This window comes from Dokdonella fugitiva (genome assembly GCF_004342425.1).
GTDB lineage: Bacteria > Pseudomonadota > Gammaproteobacteria > Xanthomonadales > Rhodanobacteraceae > Dokdonella_A > Dokdonella_A fugitiva.
This window is the reverse complement of the sequence record NZ_SLWQ01000005.1, coordinates 105,847-124,196: the sequence shown is the minus strand read 5'-3', so window position 1 is coordinate 124,196 and position 18,350 is coordinate 105,847. Positions and strand designations below refer to the sequence as shown.

The window sequence follows — 18,350 nt, the reverse complement described above, 5'->3', positions numbered from 1 at the left end:
GAATCCCGAATTCCGGCTCCGAAGGAGCCAAGATGGATTTCGATTTCGCATTGCTGCTCGTCGTGTTGACCGGCGTCACCGGCGTGGTCTGGCTGTTCGACTGGCTGCTGCTCGCGCGGCGCCGCGCGCGGCGTGCCGACACGATCAAGGCGATGACCGCGCTCACCGAGGAGGAGCGCGAGGCGCGTGCGCGCACCGCGATGCAGGAATCGGTGCCGGTCGAATATGCGCGTTCGTTCTTCCCGGTCCTGCTGGCGATCCTGCTGTTCCGCTCGTTCGTCGCCGAGCCGTTCAAGATCCCGTCCGGATCGATGATGCCGACCCTGCTGGTCGGCGACTTCATCCTCGTGAACAAGTTCGCATACGGCTTGCGCCTGCCGGTGTTGAATACGAAGATCCTGGACGTCGGCGAGCCCAAGCGTGGCGATGTGTTCGTGTTCCGCTATCCGCAGAACCCCAGGGAGGATTACATCAAGCGCGTCATCGGCCTGCCGGGGGATGAAATCACCTACCGCAACAAGGTGTTGTCGGTGAACGGCAAGCCGGTCGAGGAAGTCGACCTCGGCGCCTACACCGGTCCGGCCGAACCGGGCCACCGCATGGACGGGGCGCAGGTCAAGCGCGAGAACCTGGACGGCGTCGAGCACCGCATCCTCGAGCTGCCGACGGCGTGGGGCGCGAAGGAAGGAACCTGGGTCGTGCCCGCTGGACACTATTTCGCGATGGGTGACAATCGCGACAACAGCGCCGACAGCCGCTTCTGGGGTTTCGTCCCGGAGGCGAACCTCGTCGGCAAGGCGTTCGTGATCTGGATGAACTGGGACGGCGGCATCGATTTCAGCCGCATCGGCACGTTGATCAAGTAGAGTCGGTTTCCGGAAACGATTGGGCGCGGTTCGCGCAAGGGGAATGGCAAATGAGCATGCAGCATCGAAAGGCCAGGGGCATCACGTTGATCGGGTTCGTGATCATGCTTTGCGTCGCGGGCTTCTTCGCTTATCTCGCGATGCGCCTGATCCCCGCCTACACAGAGTACTACGGCGTGGTGAAGTCGATGGAACTCGAGCGGAAGGAGGCGGGAGCGGCGAACAAGTCGCTGGACGAGATCCGGCGCGAGCTCTCCTTCAAGTTCAGCACCCAGTACGTCGACGAAAGGAACGTGCCGCCGCAGTCGATCACGCTCAAGCGCGAGGGCGGTGCTTCCACGCTGCGGGTCAATTACGAACGGCGCGTTCCGTTCATGTACAACATCGACCTGCTGGTGACGTTCGACAAGTCGATGAGCATGACCGGGGCCGGTGAATAGCAGGCATTCCCTGCTGGGGCACGCGTTCGCCGACGCGACGCTGCTCGAGCGCGCACTCACGCACCGCAGCGCCGGCCACGAGAACAACGAGCGCCTCGAGTTCCTCGGCGACGCGCTGCTCAACATGCTCGTCGCCGAGCTGGTTTTCGAACTGCACCCGCGCGCGACCGAGGGCGAAATGACGCGCCTGCGCGCGGCGCTCGTCAACGGCACCGCGCTGGCCGAAATGGCGCGCGGCGAGGAGCTCGGTGACCGGCTCCGGCTCGGCGCCGGCGAACTCAAGAGCGGGGGCTTCCGCCGCGATTCGATCCTTGCCGACGCGCTCGAGGCGGTGATCGCGGCCATTTACGTCGACGCGGGATGGGGCCGTTGCCGCGACGTCGTGCGGCGCCTGTTCGCGACGCGCGTGGCGGAGGGCGCCTACACGCCCAAGGACGCGAAGACCCGCCTGCAGGAATTTCTCCAGGGGCGCAGCCTGCCGCTGCCGACCTACGAACTCGTGGCGGCCCATGGCGAAGACCACGCGCGCGTGTTCGAAGTGCGCTGCGTGATCGACGCATTGTCGATCAGCACCGCAGGCAGCGGCTCGAGCCGGCGCGCGGCCGAACAGGTCGCCGCGGAGCAAGCCCTCGAATCGGCCATGGCCAGGGAAGGAAGATGAATACGGATACCAGGCATCATCGCTTCGGCCGGGTCGCCCTCGTCGGTCGCCCGAACGTCGGCAAGTCGACGCTGCTCAACGCGATCCTCGGCACCAAGCTGAGCATCGTCACGCCGAAGCCGCAGACGACGCGCCATCGCATCCTCGGCGTGGAGACGCGCGACGACGCGCAGATCGTGTTCATCGACACGCCCGGCCTGCATCAGGGTGGAAAGCGTGCGCTGAACCGCCAGCTCAATCGCGTCGCGCGGCAGGTGCCCGAGGAGGCCGACCTGCTCGTGCACGTGATCGACGGCGTGCGCTGGCGCGAGGAGGACGAGGCGGTCTGGCAGCTCGTGTCGAAACAACCGGCGCCGTGCCTGCTCGTCGTCAACAAGGTCGACAAGCTCGCCGACAAGAAGGCGCTGCTGCCGTTCGCGGCCGAGGTCACGCGCGAGCGCGGCTATGCCGCCGTGCATTTCCTCGCCGCGCGACGCGGCGACGGCGTGCCGGCCTTGCTCGACGAGATCGTCGCGCTGCTGCCCGAGGGGCCGGCCGAGTTCCCGCCCGACGAATTCACCGACCGCAGCGAGCGGTTCCTCGCCGCCGAACTCGTGCGCGAACAGCTCATGCTGCAACTGGCGGCCGAGCTGCCGTACGCCGCCGCGGTCGAGATCGAGCATTTCGAGGACACGCCAGGGCTGACGCGCATCGGCGCGGTGATCTGGGTGGAACGCGAGGGCCAGAAGGGCATCGTCATCGGTGCCGGCGGCGCGCAGCTCAAGAAGATCGGCAGCGCTGCGCGGCGTACGATGGAACGCGTGTTCGACCGCAAGGTGTTCCTCGAGGTCCGGGTGCGCGTGCGCGAATCGTGGAGCGACGACGCCGCCGCGCTCAAGCAGTTCGGCTACAGCGAGTAGCCGCCGCCCTCCCGCGGATGCGCGTCGACCAGCAACCCGGATACATCCTGCACGCGCGGGCGTACCGCGAGACATCGCTCCTGCTCGATGTGTTCAGTCGCGACCATGGCCGCGTCGGCCTCGTCGCGCGCGGCGTGCGGCGCGAACGCAGCCGCCTGCCGCGCGGCGTGCTGCAGCCGTTGCAGCCGCTGCTGCTCGACTGGGTCGCACGCGGCGAACTCGGCGCGCTCGTCGCGGCCGAAGCCGCGAGCGCGCCGTTCGCGCTGGCCGGGGACAGGCTGTTCTCGGCAATGTACGTCAACGAGCTCGTGATGCGCCTGTGCGCGCGCAACGACGCGCATCCGCTCGCGTTCGCCGCGTACGCGCAATGCCTCGATCGGCTCGCCGGCCCCGAACCTCCCGGCTGGACGCTGCGTCGCTTCGAGCGCGATCTGCTCGCCGACCTCGGTTACGCCCTCGTGCTTGACCGCGATGCCGAAGGCCGGCCGCTACTGCCGCACTGCGACTACGTGTACGAACCGGAGGCGGGCGCGCACGCGGCAGGCGAGGGTGGTCGCGGCTTGCACGTGGCGGGCGCGGCGCTGCTCGCCTACGACGCCGATCGGATGCCGGATGCAACCCAGCAGGCGCAGCTGCGGCGCCTCATGCGTGGCGTGATCCGCCACCATCTCGGCGGCGGCGAACTCAACGCATGGACCTGGGCACGCGCTGCAGCGCAGGGCGCGCCGGACTCAGCCTGACAGGCGCTGGCGCGCGCGTTCGCCGACGGCGAGGAATTCCGCGACCGCCGACGCAGGCCAGCCGGCACCGGCGGCGAGTCGATCGCGCAGGCGCGCCGAGGCGGCGACCAGGGCCGGCACGCCGCAGAAGCCGGCGGACGCGTCGAGCCGGTGCAGGCGCTCGCGCAGCGCGTCGTGATCGGCGCGGGCGGCGATCGCGGCGATCTCGGCGGGCAGCGCGTCGAGTTCGGCCGCGAACAGGCTGCGCAGCGCGGCGACGATCGCCGCATCGCCGCCGGCGGCGCGCCGAGCCTGCTCGTCGTCGAGGGCGTCGGCGTCGGCCGAGTCCTCGACGCGCGTGGCGCGCGCGGACGTCGCCGGCGGCATCGCGCGCGCGCCGGGCGGCAAATGGCTTGCCACCGCAACGCGCAGCGCATCGACGGCCAGCGGCTTGGGCAGCACCGCGGCAAACCCGTGTTCACGCAACGCAGCAGCCGTCGCCGGCGCATCGTCCGCGGTCGTCGCGAGGGCGACCGCATCGCGCGACGGGCCTGCACCGGCGCGGATGTGCGCGAGCGCCGCCGCACCGTCGAGGCCCGGCATGCGCGCATCCAGCAGCAGCAGGTCGAAGGCCGACGCGCTCGCCAGTCGCACCGCGGCGATTCCGTCGACGGCTTCGTGGACCTCGGCACCCGCTTCGGCGAGTACATCGGAGAGGAAACGCAGGCTGAGCGGGTTGTCGTCGGCGACGAGGATGCGCGGCACGGGACACTGGCAGGCTGGTGGCGATGAGGCAGAATGGATGGCGATGCGCCGCCCGTCAACGCAGTCGCTGGTCGTCCCACTGCTCACCGTGGCGTTCGCGTCGACGGCGACCGGGCGCGAGCTGTCGATCGAGCTTGCGCGTGCGTCGAACGCGCACGTCGATGCGCGTGGCATCCACTTCCGTCTGGTTCCTGCACCTGCCGGCGCCGCCCTCACGCTCGCGATCGAGCAGCTGCACAGCGCCACGCTCGGGCTCGACGGCCGCCTGGAGTGGTCGTGCACGCTGCGGCGCGTCGACGAACGGGCGTCGGCCTGCGAAGGCCCGGTGGCCTTGCATTCGGAACACGGGGTAGCACGCGCGGCGCTGCGCGTTCGCAGCGAGCGCGCGCAGCTGGCACTGAGCCTCGACCAGGGAGAGCGCAGCATCACGCTCGAGCTGCCGTTCGCCGACGGCCTCGCGCCGACCGCGCGCCTGCAACGCGTGCCGGCGGACTGGCTGCGCGCGCCGCTCGCGCTGGCCTGGAGGGGCGGCGACATCCGTTCCGGCACGATCGACGCGCAGGTCCGCTGGCACGGCGACGGCGACATCGATGCCACGTTCGCGGCCGACGGCGTGCGTGCCGGCACCTTCGACGGCAGTTTCGCCGCCGAGGGCCTCGCGTTGCACGGTTCGTTCGCGACGTCCGCGTCCGCGCAGTCGCGGCGGATCACGACCGGGTTGCAGGCTGGGGGTGGCACGCTGCAGGTCGGCGCGCTGCGCGTCGCGCTGCCCGCCACGCCGGTGGACATCGCGCTCGACGCGCGCGTCGGCGAGGATGGAACCTGGGCGGTCGAACGCTTCGCCTGGCGCGATCCGGACGTGCTCGCGTTCGAAGCGCGCGGCGAATTCGAGCCGGCCGCGGCGGCACCGTTGCGCGCGCTGTCCGTGTCGTCGGCGGAGCTCGTGTTCCCGGCGGTGAAGCAGCGCTACGCCGCGACGCTGTTCGCTGCGCACGGCCTCGGCGGGCTGGCCCTCGATGGCCGCCTGCGCGGCAGCGTCGACATCGACGCTGGCCGCCTGCGCGGACTCGCCTTGTCGACGGACGCGCTCGACGTTCGCGATCCCGCGCGCGCACTCGCGATCGATGCGATCGCCGGCAGCCTCGATTGGCGCGCGAGCGGCGAGGGCGCGCCGACGTCGCTCGCCTGGCGCAAGGTGAAGGCCGGCGACGTCGTGCTCGGGCCGGCGCACTCGAGCTGGCGCGCGCGCGACGGCTCGCTCGAGCTGCAGGGCGCGCTGCGTACCGCGCTCGCCGGCGGCACGCTCGTGTTCGAACGGACCGTGCTGCGGCCGTTCGCCGACGCCGGCATGCGCGCGGCCACGCACTTCCGCGCCGAACGACTCGGTTACGAGAACGCCGACGGCACGCTCGCCGCCGCGCACGTCGGTGCCGACGGCGAATTGCGCGTCGACGTCGATGCAGGCGAGCCGCGCTTCCGCCTCGACGCGCGCCTGCAGGGCGGCGAAGCGCTCGCCGGCGCGTTCTACGTGAGCCTGCCGGACAAGCCCGTCGCCGTCGCCGCCGACCTCGTCATGCGCGCCGATCGCTGGCAGGTCGAGCGCTTCACATGGAACGACCCGGACGTGCTCGCCTTCGTCGCGAGCGGCGAGTTCGCACCGCTCGCGACGCCGCCCTTGCAGGCATTGAGGCTCGAACTCGACGACGCACGCCTCGGTCCTGCGCTGCAACGTTACGCACGGAGCTGGCTCGCCACGCACGGCTACGGCGAACTCGCGGCCGCCGGGCGCCTGCGCGGCCAGGTCGAACTCGACCGCGCCGGGCTTCGCCGCTTCGCTGCGTCCGCCGAGGACGTCACGGTGCGCGACGGCGCCGGTCGCTTCACGCTCGATGGCCTCGACGGGACGATCGACTGGGACGTCGCGCGGGACCGGCCGGCGACCTCGTTCGGCTGGCGCGCGCTCGAGCTCTTCGAGCTGCCGTTCGGACCTGCGCGCGCAGGACTCGCGTCACGCGGCGGCACGATCACGCTCGCGCAGCCGCTCGCCGTGGACGTGCTCGGCGGCCAGTTGCGCCTCGAACGCTTCACCGCGCAGCCGCGTTCGCCGCGCGGCAACCGCTACACCGCCTCGTTCGCGCTCGGCGGCATCGACATGGCGCGGCTGTCGGACGTCTTCGGATGGCCGCGCTTCCCCGGCAAGCTCTCCGGCGGCATCCCCGAGATCGAATTCGCCGGGGAGCGCATCGAATTCCGCGGCGGTCTCGACCTGTACGCATTCGACGGCCACCTCGGCTTGAGCGGCCTCGCCCTGGAGCGGCCGTTCGGCGTCGCGCCGTCGCTTTCGGCCGATGCGCATTTCGAGAACCTCGACCTCGAGCAGGTCACGCGCGCGTTCTCGTTCGGCGGCATGAGCGGGCGCCTGTCCGGCACGATCGGCGGCGTACGCCTGGTCGACTGGAGCCCGGTCGCGTTCGACGCATGGCTGCGCACGGACGGCGGTGGGCGCATGAGCTACAAGGCGGTCAACGACCTCACCGCGATCGGCGGCGGTGGCGGGCTGTCGGCGAACCTGCAGACGATGGCCCTGAAGCTGTTCGACACCTTCGGCTATCGCCGGCTCGGCATCCGCTGCATCCTGCGCGACGACGTCTGCGCGATGGGCGGCATCGAACCGATCCCGGTCGCGGTCGTCGCCGGCGGCGCCGGCGAATCGACGGACGGCTACACTATCGTCGAAGGATCGGGCCTGCCACGCATCACGATCGTCGGCCATCGCCGCCGCGTCGACTGGCCTACGCTGGTGCGGCGGCTCGTCGAGGCGACGCGCGGCAGCGGCCCGGTCATCGAATGATCGCGGTTGTCCGCACACGGGAGATCCATCGATGCGCCATGTCCTCCGCTGGTCCGTCCTCGCCGCCGCGCTCGCGCTGCCGGCCGCCTGCGTCACGATCAATGTCTATTTCCCGGAGGCCGCCGCGCAGAAGGCCGCCGAGCAGTTCGTCGACAAGGTGATCGGCGCGGCGGCGGAACAGTCGCAGCCGGCGCCCGAACCGTCGACCCAGCCGCCGCCGGGGCGGTCGCCCGCCGCGATGCTGCTCGACCTCGTCGTGCCGAGCGCCCATGCGCAGGGCGCGGACATCACGATCCAGTCGCCGCAGATCCAGGCGATCCAGGCGCGCATGCGCCAGCGTTTCGCCTCGGCGCTGGCGAAATACTGCGCGAGCGGCGCGGTCGGCTTCACGCGCGACGGCCTCGTCGCGATGCGTGACGCCGCCAGCGTGCCGCTCGCGGAACGTGCCGCGCTCAATGCGGCCATCGCGGACGAGAACCGCGATCGCCAGGCGGTCTACCGGGAGATCGCGCTCGCCAACGGCCACGCCGAGTGGGAGGCGCAGATCCGCGACACGTTCGCCCGGCAATGGATCCAGCAGGCGCGCCCCGGCTGGTATTATCAGGACTCTTCCGGCGCCTGGAAGCAGAAGTAGCCGGCGCCGCCCGCCGATTTGCCCGCGCCCGCCTCGACGGCGGGCGCTTCGTTTGGATCCCATGCAGAACCACAACCACGAAGTCGATATCACCGATCTCTCGCACGACGGCCGCGGTGTCGCGCGCATCGACGGCAAGACCGTGTTCGTCGCCGGCGCGTTGCCGGGCGAGCGCGTGCGCCTCGGCCGCGTGCAGCGCCATCGCAACTTCGACGAGTCGAAGGCGGAGGAAATCCTCGTGCGCTCGCCGCAGCGCATCGAGCCGCGCTGTGCGCATTTCGGCCACTGCAGCGGCTGCAGCCTGCAGCACCTGCCGCCGGAGGCGCAGATCGCCGCGAAGCAGCACGTCCTGGCGGAGAACTTCGAGCGCATCGGCAAGGTGGCGCCCGATCGCTGGCTCGAACCGCTCACCGGCGAGCCATGGGGCTACCGCCGCAAGGGGCGCCTGTCGGTCAAGTGGGTCGCGAAGAAGGACAAGGCGCTGGTCGGCTTCCGCGAGGACAACCCGCGCTTCGTCGCCGACCTCGCGCGCTGCCACACCTTGTTGCCCGAAGTCGGCGAGCGGCTCGCCGATCTCGGCGCGCTCGTCGGGTCGCTCGAGGCGCGCGCGGAGATCGCGCAGATAGAAATCGCCGCCGGCGACGAAACGGTCGCGCTGACATTCCGCAACCTGCGTCCGCTCTCGGACGGCGACCGCGCCGCGCTGGTCGCGTTCGGGCAGCGCCACGGCCTCGCCATCCTGCTGCAGCCGGGCGGGCCGGACAGCGTGGTGCCGCTGTGGCCGGAGCAGGTGCCGCTTTCGTTCCGCATCCCCGCATCCGGCATCGACATCGCATTCCGCCCGCTCGACTTCATCCAGGTCAATGCAGGGATGAACCAGCGCATGATCGCGCGCGCGCTCGAACTGCTCGACCTGCGCGCAAGCGACCGCGTGCTCGACCTGTTCTGCGGCCTCGGCAACTTCACCCTGCCGATCGCGCGCCTCGCCGGGGAGGTCGTCGGCGTCGAGGGCGAGGCGGCGCTCGTCGCGCGCTCGCGCGAGAATGCGACGCGCAACGGCATCGCCGGTGCGGAGTTCCACGCGGCCGATCTCGCCGCCGACCAGCGCGGCACCGCGTGGGCGCAGGCGCGCTACGACAAGCTGCTGCTCGACCCGCCGCGCTCGGGCGCCGCCGCGGTGCTCGAATACCTGCCGCGCAAGGGCACCGACCGCGTCGTCTACGTATCCTGCCACCCGGGCTCGCTCGCGCGCGACGCCGGCACGCTCGTCACCCGACATGGCTTCCGCCTCGTGGCGGCGGGCGTCATGGACATGTTCCCGCACACCGCCCACGTCGAATCGATCGCCCTGTTCGAGCGTTGACGGATCGGGCGGACGTCAAGGCTTGAAGATGGAGCACGCGGAAGAGGCCCCTTCCCGGGAGGAGTTCTTCTCGTCGTGCTCTTCTCCGTGAGCTCCGTGTTTCAATCTCGACCTTCGAACACATGGCTACCGAAATCGAACGGAAATTCCTCGTCGTCGGCGACGCCTGGCGCGGGCGCGTGGCGCACAGCGAATCGATGGAGCAGGGTTATCTCACGGGGCCGCCGGCGGCGCGCTGTTCGGTGCGCGTGCGTGTCGCGGGCGGGCAGGCTTTCCTCAACATCAAGTCGGCGACGGCGGGCGTGCAGCGCGACGAATACGAATACGCGATCCCCGTCGAAGACGCGCGGCGCATGCTCGCGACGCTGGCGGGCGACGTGGTCACGAAGGTGCGCCACCACGTCGACGTCGAGGGCCACCTGTTCGAAATCGACGAATTCGGCGGCGCGAACGCAGGGCTCGTCGTCGCCGAGATCGAGCTCGACGCGGTCGACGCGCCGTTCCCGCGGCCATCCTGGCTCGGACGCGAGGTGAGCCACCTGGAGCGCTACTACAACCTCCGCCTCGCGACGCACCCGTATGCGCGCTGGAGCGAGGCCGAACGCAACGCCGGCGACGCGGCCTGATACGATCCACGCCATGCTCATCATCGGACTTCCCGGCAAGACCCTCACCGACGCGGACCGGCGCCAGCTCGCTGCTCCGCAGGTCAGCGGCGTGATCCTGTTTTCGCGCAATTTCGAGAGCCGCGACCAGGTCGTCGACCTCATCGACGACATCCGCGCCGAGCGCCCCGAGCCGTTCCTCGTCTGTGTCGACCAGGAAGGCGGCCCCGTGCAGCGCTTCCGCGACGGTTTCACGCGCCTGCCGGCGCTCGCGCGCATCGGCCAGGTGTACGAGCGCGACGCGCAATCGGCGATCCGCGCGGCCGAAGAACACGCCTGGGTCATGGCGAGCGAGATGCGTGCGATCGGCATCGACCTCAGCTTCGCGCCCGTGGTCGACCTCGCGCGCGGCAACCGCGCGGTCGGCGAGCGCGCGTTCCACGCCGATCCGCAGATCACCTCCGAACTCGCGCAGGCCTACCTGCGCGGCATGCGGCTCGCGGGCATGGCCGCGACGATCAAGCATTTCCCCGGCCACGGCACGGTCGCCGAGGACACGCATTTCGACGCAGCAGTCGATCCGCGCCCGCTCGAGGAACTGCTCGCGACCGACCTCGTCCCGTTCGCCGATGCGATCGCGAGCGGCGCCGAGGCGGTGATGATGGCGCACGTGACGTATCCTGCGGTCGATGCGCGCGCGGCGGGCTATTCGCGCGTGTGGATCGAGGACGTGCTGCGCGGCGAACTGGGCTTTCGCGGTTGCGTGATCGGCGACGACATCGGCATGGCCGCGGCGGAGCAGGTCGGCAGCATCGCCGCACGCATCGAGGCGCACCTGCTCGCCGGTTGCGACCTCCTGCTCGCCTGCAGCCCGGCGATCGTCGACGAGTCGATCGCCGCGAGCGCGCACGCGCCGCCGTGCGACCCCGAGTGCGTCGCCGCATTGCAGGGCGCGGTGGCGCAGACCTGGGACGCGCTGGTGGCCAATCCGCAGCGCGACGCCTTCATCGCACGCCTCGGCCAGCTCGACGGCGGCGCAGGGACCACGACATGAGCACGGCCAAGCTCGCCGACGCGCTCGCGCGCGCCGATCTCATCCACGACGGTGCCACGCTGGCCGCGGCGATTGCGCGCGTCGGCGCCGGAATCGACGCGGAACTCGCCGGCGCCCCCGCGGTGTTCCTCACCGTCATGCAGGGCGCGCTGCCCTTCGCGGGCCAGCTCGCGACCGCGATCCGTGCGCCGCTCACCTTCGACTACGTGCACGCGACGCGCTATCGCGGCGCCACCAGCGGCGGCGCGCTGATGTGGATCAAGCAGCCGGCGATTTCGCTCGCGGACAGGACCGTGCTGCTCGTCGACGACATCCTCGACGAGGGCCATACGCTGAAGGCGATCCGTGATTTCTGCGTCGAACAGGGCGCCGCGCGCGTGCTGCTCGCCGTGCTCTGCGAGAAGCGCCACGGCCGCGGTGCGGGCCTGCGCGCCGATTTCGTCGGCGTCGAGGTGCCCGACCGCTACGTGTTCGGCTACGGCATGGACTATCACGAACAGGGCCGCAACCTCGCGGCGATCTACGCGGTGGACGCATGAACAGGCACATCGACCTCGCCCTCATCGGCGGCACGGGCCTGTACCGCTTCCCCGGCCTCGAAGCGGCCGAACGCCACGCGATCGACACGCCCTACGGGCATCCGTCCGACAGCATCGTCGTCGGCCGCCTCGGCGACAGGCGCGTCGCCTTCCTCGCGCGCCACGGCGAGTCGCACACGATCCCGCCGCATCGGGTGAACTACCGCGCCAATGTCTGGGCGCTGCACCATCTCGGCGCCCGCCGCGTGATCGGCGTCAACGCGGTCGGTGGCATCCGCGCCGACATGGGACCGCGCGTGGTCGCGCTGCCCGACCAGATCATCGACTACACGAGCGAGCGCCTGACGAGCTTCTGCGACGTCGCCGGCGCCGAGGTCAGGCACATCGATTTCAGCGAACCGTACACGGCCGCCCTGCGGCGCGACCTGCTCGCCGCGGCCGCGCGCGCGGGCGTCGCGGTCGTCGACGGCGGTTGCTACGGCGCGACGCAGGGCCCGCGCCTGGAGACGCGCGCGGAAATCGCGCGCATGCGCCGCGACGGCTGCGACCTCGTCGGCATGACCGGCATGCCCGAAGCCGCGCTCGCACGCGAACTCGAACTCGACTACGCGTGCATCGCCCTCGTCGCGAACTGGGCCGCCGGCTGCGGCGACGAGGCCGAGATCAGCCTGCCCGAAATCTTCGCCAACCTCGAAGCCGCCACGGCAATGGTGCCGCGCATCGTCATCGCGTTGCTCGGCGCCTGAAGCGAAGCGAGCAGGCTGTTCCACCCGGGCCGTTCGGGCCTTGCGCACTGCAGCTTGATTCGATCCGTTAAGCAATTGTTATACTCGAAACGCACCTGTGTGCTGGGCCCATGGGGAGCGCAGCGCGGCATTGGGGGTGCGTTCCAGACAGCGAGAGGCATCGATGCTTACCGGTACAGTGAAGTGGTTCAACGACGCGAAGGGCTTCGGCTTCATCGCGCCCGAGGACGGCGGGGAGGACGTGTTCGTTCACTACTCGGCCATCAATTCGCAGGGTTTTCGCACGTTGCAACAGGGGCAGCGCGTGAACTTCGAGATCGTGCAGGGACCGAAAGGCTCCCAGGCATCGGGCGTGCAGCCGGTCAAGTGACCGCGGCTCGCACGCTTACGAAGCCCCGCGGCGCGGGGCTTCGTTTTTTGGCCCCTTCCCGATCCTGCCGATCGTCGTCGCGAACCCGCGCGCCCACGCACTCGCCCATCGCCACCGCACGCGTTCACGGGTGGCCGAACCGGTTGCGCGCTGCAACGCGCTGCCACTGCTCCTGCACCAGGCGCGCGAACTCGTCGGCTTGCGTGCGCGCGTCGCACAGTTTCGCGAGCACGCACCGCCGCAGCGTGCCGCGGGCGGCACGCAAGGCCTCGACCTCGGCCGCCGCGCGCACCGCGCGCGCGACGTAGCCGTCCACGTCCGCCGCGATCCAGTCGGCCGCATCCAGTCGATGCATCAAGCTCGCGCCCTGCCGGCCGACATAGCTGCGTCCCGCGAGCGTGACGACGGGACACCCCATCCAGAGCGCATCGCAACTCGTCGTGCAGCCGGAAAACGGAAACGGGTCGAGCGCGACGTCGACGCCGCGATACGCTTCGAGCAGCTCGCGATAGGCCAGCGAGCCGCCGAGCTCGAGACGCGCGGCGCCGATGCCGCGCGCGGCGAAACGCGACGCCACATGCGCGCGCGTCGCCGCTTCGCCGAGGTGCCGTGCGCGCAGGACGAGCCGCGACCCGGCGCAGCCGTGCAGGATGCGCGCCCAGGCGTCGAGCACGTGGTCATTGAGCTTGGCGAGGCGGTTGAACGAGGCGAACACCACCGCGCCGCCGCCCACGCGGTCCACGTCGATAGCATACCCCGGCGGCGTGTAGCAGAAGCGGCCTGAAGGAAGCTGCGCGACCGTTTCGCTGAACCCGGCCGCCACATCCGGAGGCGTGAGCCAGGGATCGCCGACGAACACGTCGATCGCGGCGGCTCCGGTCGTGTCGAACCAGTCCAGCCAAGCGAGCTGCAGCGGCGCGACGCGGCGCGCGAGCACGCGCAGCCGGTTCGCGGTCGAGTGGCCGGCGAGGTCGACGAGCACGTCGAGCTGCAACGCACGCAGGCGTGCGAGCAGCGCAGCGTCGTCCAGGCCGCTCGCGTCGACCCAGGTATCGCCCTCGCGCAGCATCGCTCGCGCCGCGCGCGTATCCGTGCCAGCGAGATCGACGAGCAGGTGTTCGTGGTGCTCGCGGTCGAATGCGCGCAGCAGGCCGGACAGGAAGGTGGCCACCGGGCCGTCGCCGGGACGCGGCGAGGCCCAACCGATGCGCAGGCGTTGCCCCGCTGTCCTTGCGCGCGGCGCCCCCGGATCGGGCTGCGGCAGGAAGCGCCGGGCGAAATCGCGGATGCACGCGGACATCGCGTCCGCCTCGAGCGCGGGGTCGTAGTGCATGAGCACGAGATGGCGAGCGGCATGCTCCGCATCGTCCTGCGCGGCGGGCAGGGCGCGGTAGGCGGCGAGCCCCGCTTCGACGTCGCCACGATCGATCAGTGCGGTCGCAGCGATCGCCCGTGGCATCGGCTCGGCCGGGCGCAGAGCGGCCGCCTGCGTGGCCCAGTGCAACGCGGCGCTCGGGCAGCCGAGCGCGTGCAGGGACGCGGCGAGCGCGAGCGCCGCTTCGTAATCGCCGGGGTCGTGGCGCGCCACGGTCTCGAGCAGGCGCGCGCGTTCCTGCCACGCGCCGGCGGCGGCGAAATCGGCGACCACGGCGGACAGGACCTCGCGGTCCGCGAACAGCGCCGGATGCGCGGCGACGGCGACGGCCGCGTCGCGCTCGCCCGCGCGCAGGTGGCAGCGCGCGAGCAGCTGGCGCAGCACCGCGGCATGCGGGCGTTCGTGCAGCAAAGCATCGAGGCGTGCGATCGCCGCATGCAGCTCGCCGCGATCGGCGAGGGCGGTGGCCTCGCGCAGGCGCAGGCCGAACGCGTCGCGCGCGACCATCAGGCGGCGAATTGCAGGCGTGCGAGTTCGGCGTACAGGCCGCCGGCGCGCACGAGTTCGGCGTGGGTGCCCTGCGCGACGATGCGCCCGCCGTCCATGACGACGATGCGGTCGGCACGCTGCACGGTGGCGAGGCGGTGTGCGATCACCAGCGTCGTGCGTCCGGCCTCGAGGCGCTCGATCGCCTGCTGGACGAGGTGTTCGGAATGCGCATCCAGGCTCGAGGTCGCTTCGTCGAGCAGCAGCACCGGCGCATCGCGCAGCAGGGCGCGCGCGATCGCGATGCGTTGCTGCTGGCCGCCGGACAGGCGCACGCCGCGTTCGCCGAGATAGGTCGCGTAGGCTTCGGGCAAGGCCTCGATGAAGTCGTGTGCCTCGGCCGAGCGCGCCGCCGCGACGACGTCGGCCTGCCCCGCGCCGGCGCGGCCGAAGGCGATGTTGTCCGCCGCGCTGGCGCCGAACAGGACGGGGTCCTGCGGCACCAGCGCGATGCTGCCGCGCAGCTCGGGCAGTGCGAGCGCGCGCAGGTCGGTGCCGTCGAGCGTGATGCGCCCGCTGCCCGGGTCGTGGAAGCGCAGCAGCAACTGGAACACCGTGGTCTTGCCTGCGCCGGACGGGCCGACCAGGGCGATCGTTTGGCCCGGCGGTACGTCGAGCGTGAAGTCGTGCAGGGCGGGGCGATCGCGGCGCGACGGGTAGTGGAATTCGACGTGCTCGAAGCGGATCGCGCCACGCACGGGCCGCGCGAGCGGCAGGGCCGGTTCCGGCGAGACGATGGCCGCGCGCGTGTCGAGCAGGTCGCCGATGCGACCGAGCGCACCGGCCGCGCGCAGCACCTGGCCCCAGACTTCGCTGAGTGCACCGACCGAGCCCGCGGCGAACACCGCGTAGAGCACGAACTGGCTGAGCACGCCGGGTGCCATCGTGCCGGCCATGACCGCCTTCGCGCCAGCCCACAGCACGAGCGTGATCGCGCCGAACACGAGCAGGATCACCATCGCGGTGAGGCTTCCGGTCATCGCGATGCGCCTGCGCGCGACCTCGAGTGCGCGGCGGATCGCTTCGGCGTAGCGCCGCGATTCCTCCGGCTCGCGGGTGTACGCCTGCACCGTGTGCACGGTGTTCAGCGCCTCGCTCGCGATCGCCGACGCGTCCGCGATGCGGTCCTGGCTCTCGCGCGAGAGCTTCGACACGCGCCGGCCGAACACGACGATCGGCAACACCACCGCGGGAATCACCAGCACGGTGAAACCGGCGAGGCGCGGGCTGGTCCAGACCATCGCGGCGGCGCCGCCGACCAGGGTCACGATGCTGCGCAGCGTGACCGACAGGGTCGAGCCGACGACCGTCTGCACGAGTTCGGTGTCGGCGGCGAGGCGCGAGACGAGTTCGCCCGTGCGGGTGCTCTCGTAGAACGCCTGGTCGAGCGTGAGCAGGTGGTCGTACAGGCGCCGGCGCAGGTCTGCGGCGACGCGTTCGCCGAGCAGGGTGACGAAGAAGAAGCGCGCCGCGGTCGCGATCGCGAGCACCGCGGCGACCGCGAACAGGCCGAGGAAGCTTGCATTGATCGCCGCTGCGTCGACCTGCGTGAAACCATGGTCGATCATCACGCGCACGGCCTGCGGCAAGGCCAGCGTCGCCGTCGACGACAGCGCGAGGAAACCGAGCCAGCCGGCGAGCAGGCCGCGATAGGGCCGGAGGAAGGGCAACAGGCGCGTGAGCGAATGGAGCTTGCGCGGCGATGCGGTGGCGGGCTGGTCGGTCATCGCACTGGAGGTTGCCGGGGATCGTGTCGAGGTGCGGGCAGCGGGCGCGCGTTCAAGCACGTTCGAACACGCCGCGGCCGCGCGTGAGGTCGCGTACGTAGGCAGCGAGTGCGTCGACGCGTTCGGCCGGCAGCTCGACCTCGAGTTCGATGCCATCGGCATCGGCGTTTTCGGCGCGTTTGGCCGCATCGAAATCACGCAGGCGCGCGTGCAGCAATGGCAGGGCCGCGTAGTCGCAGCGGATGCGCGCGCGACGCAGGTCGACGATCGGTCGGCGTTCCGCGCGCCGCAGGCATTCGGCGGCGCAGCCGCCGTAGGCGCGCACGAGGCCGCCGACGCCGAGCTTGATGCCGCCGAACCAGCGCGTGACGACCACCGCGACGCGGTCGAGCCCCTGGCCGTCGATCGCCATGAGGATCGGCTTGCCGGCGCTGCCGCCCGGCTCACCGTCGTCGTTGAATCGGTAGTTCGCGCCGATGCGCCAGGCCCAGCAATTGTGCGTGGCCGCAGCGTCGCCCGCGCGCGCGAAGAATGCCGCCGCCGCCTCCGGCGTGTCGACCGGCGCGGCGCGGGCGAGAAAGCGGCTCTTCCTGGTTTCCTGCAGCAGCTCGGCTTCGGCGCGCAGGGTCGACTTGGCGCTCATCGGCGCGAGTGTAGCGCGCGGCACGCGCGCGGCCCGGATCAGTCGAGCAGCGCGCGCAATTCGGCCGGCAGCGGATGGTCCGGATGGGTGGCCTGGAACAGGCGCAGGCTCTCGATCGCCTGCTGGCGCCGCCCCTGGTGCAACAACTGGCGGATGTGCGCGAGCCAGTCGTCCGGCGCGAGCTGCATGTCGCGGCGCAGTTCGACCGAACTGCTGGGCGGCGCCGAAACCGCGCGCGAGCGCGTGCCATGGCCGGCAGGCGCGACCTTCGCCTTCGTCGCATCCGCGGCTCCGGCCGTGATGCCCGCGGCGAAGCCCTCGCCGGATTTGCCCTCTGCGCGTTCCGCTTCGGCCGGCGCAGCCTGCGGCGCGGGCGCCGCCATCGCGGCCGGGGCAGGGGGCGGCGGCGCCGGCGCAAGCGGCTGTGCAAGCGGCGGCGCGTGCTCTTTCGCGCGTGCTTCCGCCTTGCGCGGTGCAGGCCTGGCGGCGGCCGGTGGCGGCGGGGCCGCCGCGGCGGGTGCGGCGGCGTCGACCGTGTCCTGCGCCGGCGGTGGTGCGGCGGCGTCGACCGTGTCCTGCGCCGGCGGTGGTGCGGCGGCGTCGACCGTGTCCTGCGCCGGCGGCGGTGCGCGCTTCGGCGCCGGCTCGTCGAGCGGGTGCACGGGTACGTAATTCTGGTTGCGCGACGGGGTTGCAGGCGCGCCCTGCACCGGCCATTCGCCCTGCGCCTCGCGCCGCAGTGCGTCCTGGCCGACATGCCAGGCGATGCCCGCGGCGAGCACGATGCCCGCGGCGGAGCCGACGCCGAGCAGCCAGCGCTGGCGCCGCGGCGTATGGCCACGGACCGCGCGCGCGGCTTCGCCGAGCACGCTGCGATCGAGGCGGCGCGGCGGTTCGGCCTTCGGCAGGCGCCGGTACAGCGCGGCCAGGTCGCCGCCGTCGTCGGCGAGCAGGCGCTCGAGGTCGTGGTCGGGATCGCGCGGCAGGCTCATGCCTGGAACCTCGCGCGGATGCGCGCGAGCGCATAGCGCAGGCGCGATTTCACCGTTTCTCGGCCGGCGCCGGTGATCTCGCCGATCTCCTCGAGGCCGAGGCCGCCTTCGACGCGCAGCAGGAAGGCGATGCGTTGCTCCTCGGGCAGTTCCTCCAGTGCGAGCTGGAGGCGCCGGCGCTGCTCGAATTCGCTGAGCGCGCGCTCGGGCTGTTCGCTCTCCGGCGCGTCGAGGCTGCGCAGCACGGTCTCGGTTTCTTCCGGCGAGGCTTGGGGGCGCTGGCGGCGGAAGCGGTCGACGACGAGGTTGTGCGCGATCTGCAGCAGCCAGGTCGTGAATTTCGCCTCCGGCCGGTAACGCTCGCGCGCGGCGACGAGCCGGCTCCAGCTCTCCTGGAACAGCTCGTCGGCATCGGCGCGATGGCGCAGGCTGCGCAGCAGGAAGCGGTACAGCGTGCCGCGGTGGCGCCGATAGAGCGTCTCGAAGGCGAGCAGGTCGCCTCCGGCGTATGCGAGCATCAATGCCTCGTCGGTTCTTTCGTCCCCCATTCGCCGA

At 71.4% G+C, this 18,350-nt stretch carries 19 protein-coding genes; 13 read left to right on the top strand and 6 right to left on the bottom strand.

The features are described 5' to 3' along the window. Nucleotides 1-32: 32 nt before the first annotated feature. The 5 genes from lepB to recO are packed head-to-tail and all read left to right on the top strand — an operon-like array spanning nt 33 to nt 3,606. A complete protein-coding gene (lepB, locus tag EV148_RS10640) occupies nt 33-866 on the top strand; it encodes a signal peptidase I (protein WP_131997780.1) in 834 nt (277 codons plus the stop codon). 50 nt (nt 867-916) lie between these two features. Next, a complete protein-coding gene (locus tag EV148_RS10635) occupies nt 917-1,306 on the top strand; it encodes a DUF4845 domain-containing protein (protein ID WP_241988056.1) in 390 nt (129 codons plus the stop codon). Further along, nucleotides 1,299-1,967 (top strand): ribonuclease III, encoded by a 669-nt coding sequence (rnc, locus tag EV148_RS10630; RefSeq protein ID WP_241988055.1) that lies wholly within the window; start codon nt 1,299-1,301, stop codon nt 1,965-1,967. The genes EV148_RS10635 and rnc overlap by 8 nt, the downstream gene beginning before the upstream one ends. Further along, nucleotides 1,964-2,866, top strand: coding sequence for a GTPase Era (gene era, locus EV148_RS10625; RefSeq protein ID WP_131997777.1), 903 nt, complete (start codon nt 1,964-1,966; stop codon nt 2,864-2,866). Before rnc ends, era begins: the two co-directional genes overlap by 4 nt. A gap of 17 nt (nt 2,867-2,883) precedes the next feature. Further along, nucleotides 2,884-3,606, top strand: a complete 723-nt coding sequence (recO, locus tag EV148_RS10620; RefSeq protein ID WP_131997774.1) for a DNA repair protein RecO — start codon at nt 2,884-2,886, stop codon at nt 3,604-3,606. Here the strand turns inward: recO and EV148_RS18500 are convergent. Then, nucleotides 3,598-4,350: a response regulator gene (locus tag EV148_RS18500; RefSeq protein WP_158287429.1), complete on the bottom strand. Its 753-nt coding sequence runs from the start codon at nt 4,348-4,350 to the stop codon at nt 3,598-3,600. The genes recO and EV148_RS18500 overlap by 9 nt on opposite strands. A gap of 43 nt (nt 4,351-4,393) precedes the next feature. On the opposite strand from EV148_RS18500, the gene EV148_RS10610 reads away from it, so the two are divergent. The 8 genes from EV148_RS10610 (at nt 4,394) to EV148_RS10575 (ending at nt 12,512) form a co-directional block, all read left to right on the top strand. Next, a complete protein-coding gene (locus EV148_RS10610) occupies nt 4,394-7,201 on the top strand; it encodes an intermembrane phospholipid transport YdbH family protein (protein WP_158287428.1) in 2,808 nt (935 codons plus the stop codon). A gap of 31 nt (nt 7,202-7,232) precedes the next feature. Next, on the top strand, nt 7,233-7,835 hold the full coding sequence (locus EV148_RS10605) for a YdbL family probable chaperone protein (protein WP_131997765.1): 603 nt from the start codon (nt 7,233-7,235) through the stop codon (nt 7,833-7,835). Nucleotides 7,836-7,896: 61 nt separating this feature from the next. After that, on the top strand, nt 7,897-9,198 hold the full coding sequence (gene rlmD, locus EV148_RS10600) for a 23S rRNA (uracil(1939)-C(5))-methyltransferase RlmD (protein WP_131997762.1): 1,302 nt from the start codon (nt 7,897-7,899) through the stop codon (nt 9,196-9,198). A gap of 122 nt (nt 9,199-9,320) precedes the next feature. Beyond that, nucleotides 9,321-9,824 (top strand): CYTH domain-containing protein, encoded by a 504-nt coding sequence (locus EV148_RS10595; protein WP_131997759.1) that lies wholly within the window; start codon nt 9,321-9,323, stop codon nt 9,822-9,824. Nucleotides 9,825-9,837: 13 nt separating this feature from the next. Beyond that, nucleotides 9,838-10,857: a beta-N-acetylhexosaminidase gene (gene nagZ, locus EV148_RS10590; protein WP_131997756.1), complete on the top strand. Its 1,020-nt coding sequence runs from the start codon at nt 9,838-9,840 to the stop codon at nt 10,855-10,857. Continuing rightward, complete coding sequence (locus EV148_RS10585; protein ID WP_131997753.1) at nt 10,854-11,396, top strand: hypoxanthine-guanine phosphoribosyltransferase; 543 nt, start codon at nt 10,854-10,856, stop codon at nt 11,394-11,396. Before nagZ ends, EV148_RS10585 begins: the two co-directional genes overlap by 4 nt. Continuing rightward, a complete protein-coding gene (locus EV148_RS10580; protein ID WP_131997750.1) occupies nt 11,393-12,142 on the top strand; it encodes an S-methyl-5'-thioinosine phosphorylase in 750 nt (249 codons plus the stop codon). The genes EV148_RS10585 and EV148_RS10580 overlap by 4 nt, the downstream gene beginning before the upstream one ends. Nucleotides 12,143-12,305: 163 nt before the next feature. Then, complete coding sequence (locus EV148_RS10575; RefSeq protein WP_131997747.1) at nt 12,306-12,512, top strand: cold-shock protein; 207 nt, start codon at nt 12,306-12,308, stop codon at nt 12,510-12,512. Nucleotides 12,513-12,636: 124 nt separating this feature from the next. Here the strand turns inward: EV148_RS10575 and EV148_RS10570 are convergent, their stop codons facing one another. Genes EV148_RS10570 through EV148_RS10550 form a run of 5 tightly spaced genes read right to left on the bottom strand, consistent with a single transcriptional unit; the run spans nt 12,637 to nt 18,343 of the window. Beyond that, nucleotides 12,637-14,394, bottom strand: a complete 1,758-nt coding sequence (locus tag EV148_RS10570; protein WP_131997744.1) for an O-linked N-acetylglucosamine transferase, SPINDLY family protein — start codon at nt 14,392-14,394, stop codon at nt 12,637-12,639. Beyond that, complete coding sequence (locus EV148_RS10565; RefSeq protein ID WP_131997741.1) at nt 14,394-16,160, bottom strand: ABC transporter transmembrane domain-containing protein; 1,767 nt, start codon at nt 16,158-16,160, stop codon at nt 14,394-14,396. The genes EV148_RS10570 and EV148_RS10565 overlap by 1 nt, the downstream gene beginning before the upstream one ends. Before the next feature lie 52 nt (nt 16,161-16,212). Then, nucleotides 16,213-16,803 (bottom strand): IMPACT family protein, encoded by a 591-nt coding sequence (locus EV148_RS10560; protein ID WP_131997738.1) that lies wholly within the window; start codon nt 16,801-16,803, stop codon nt 16,213-16,215. A gap of 38 nt (nt 16,804-16,841) precedes the next feature. After that, complete coding sequence (locus EV148_RS10555) at nt 16,842-17,795, bottom strand: hypothetical protein (protein ID WP_131997735.1); 954 nt, start codon at nt 17,793-17,795, stop codon at nt 16,842-16,844. Beyond that, entirely contained in the window at nt 17,792-18,343 is a 552-nt protein-coding gene (locus EV148_RS10550; protein WP_131997732.1) for an RNA polymerase sigma factor, read from the bottom strand. Before EV148_RS10550 ends, EV148_RS10555 begins: the two co-directional genes overlap by 4 nt. Nucleotides 18,344-18,350: the final 7 nt, after the last annotated feature.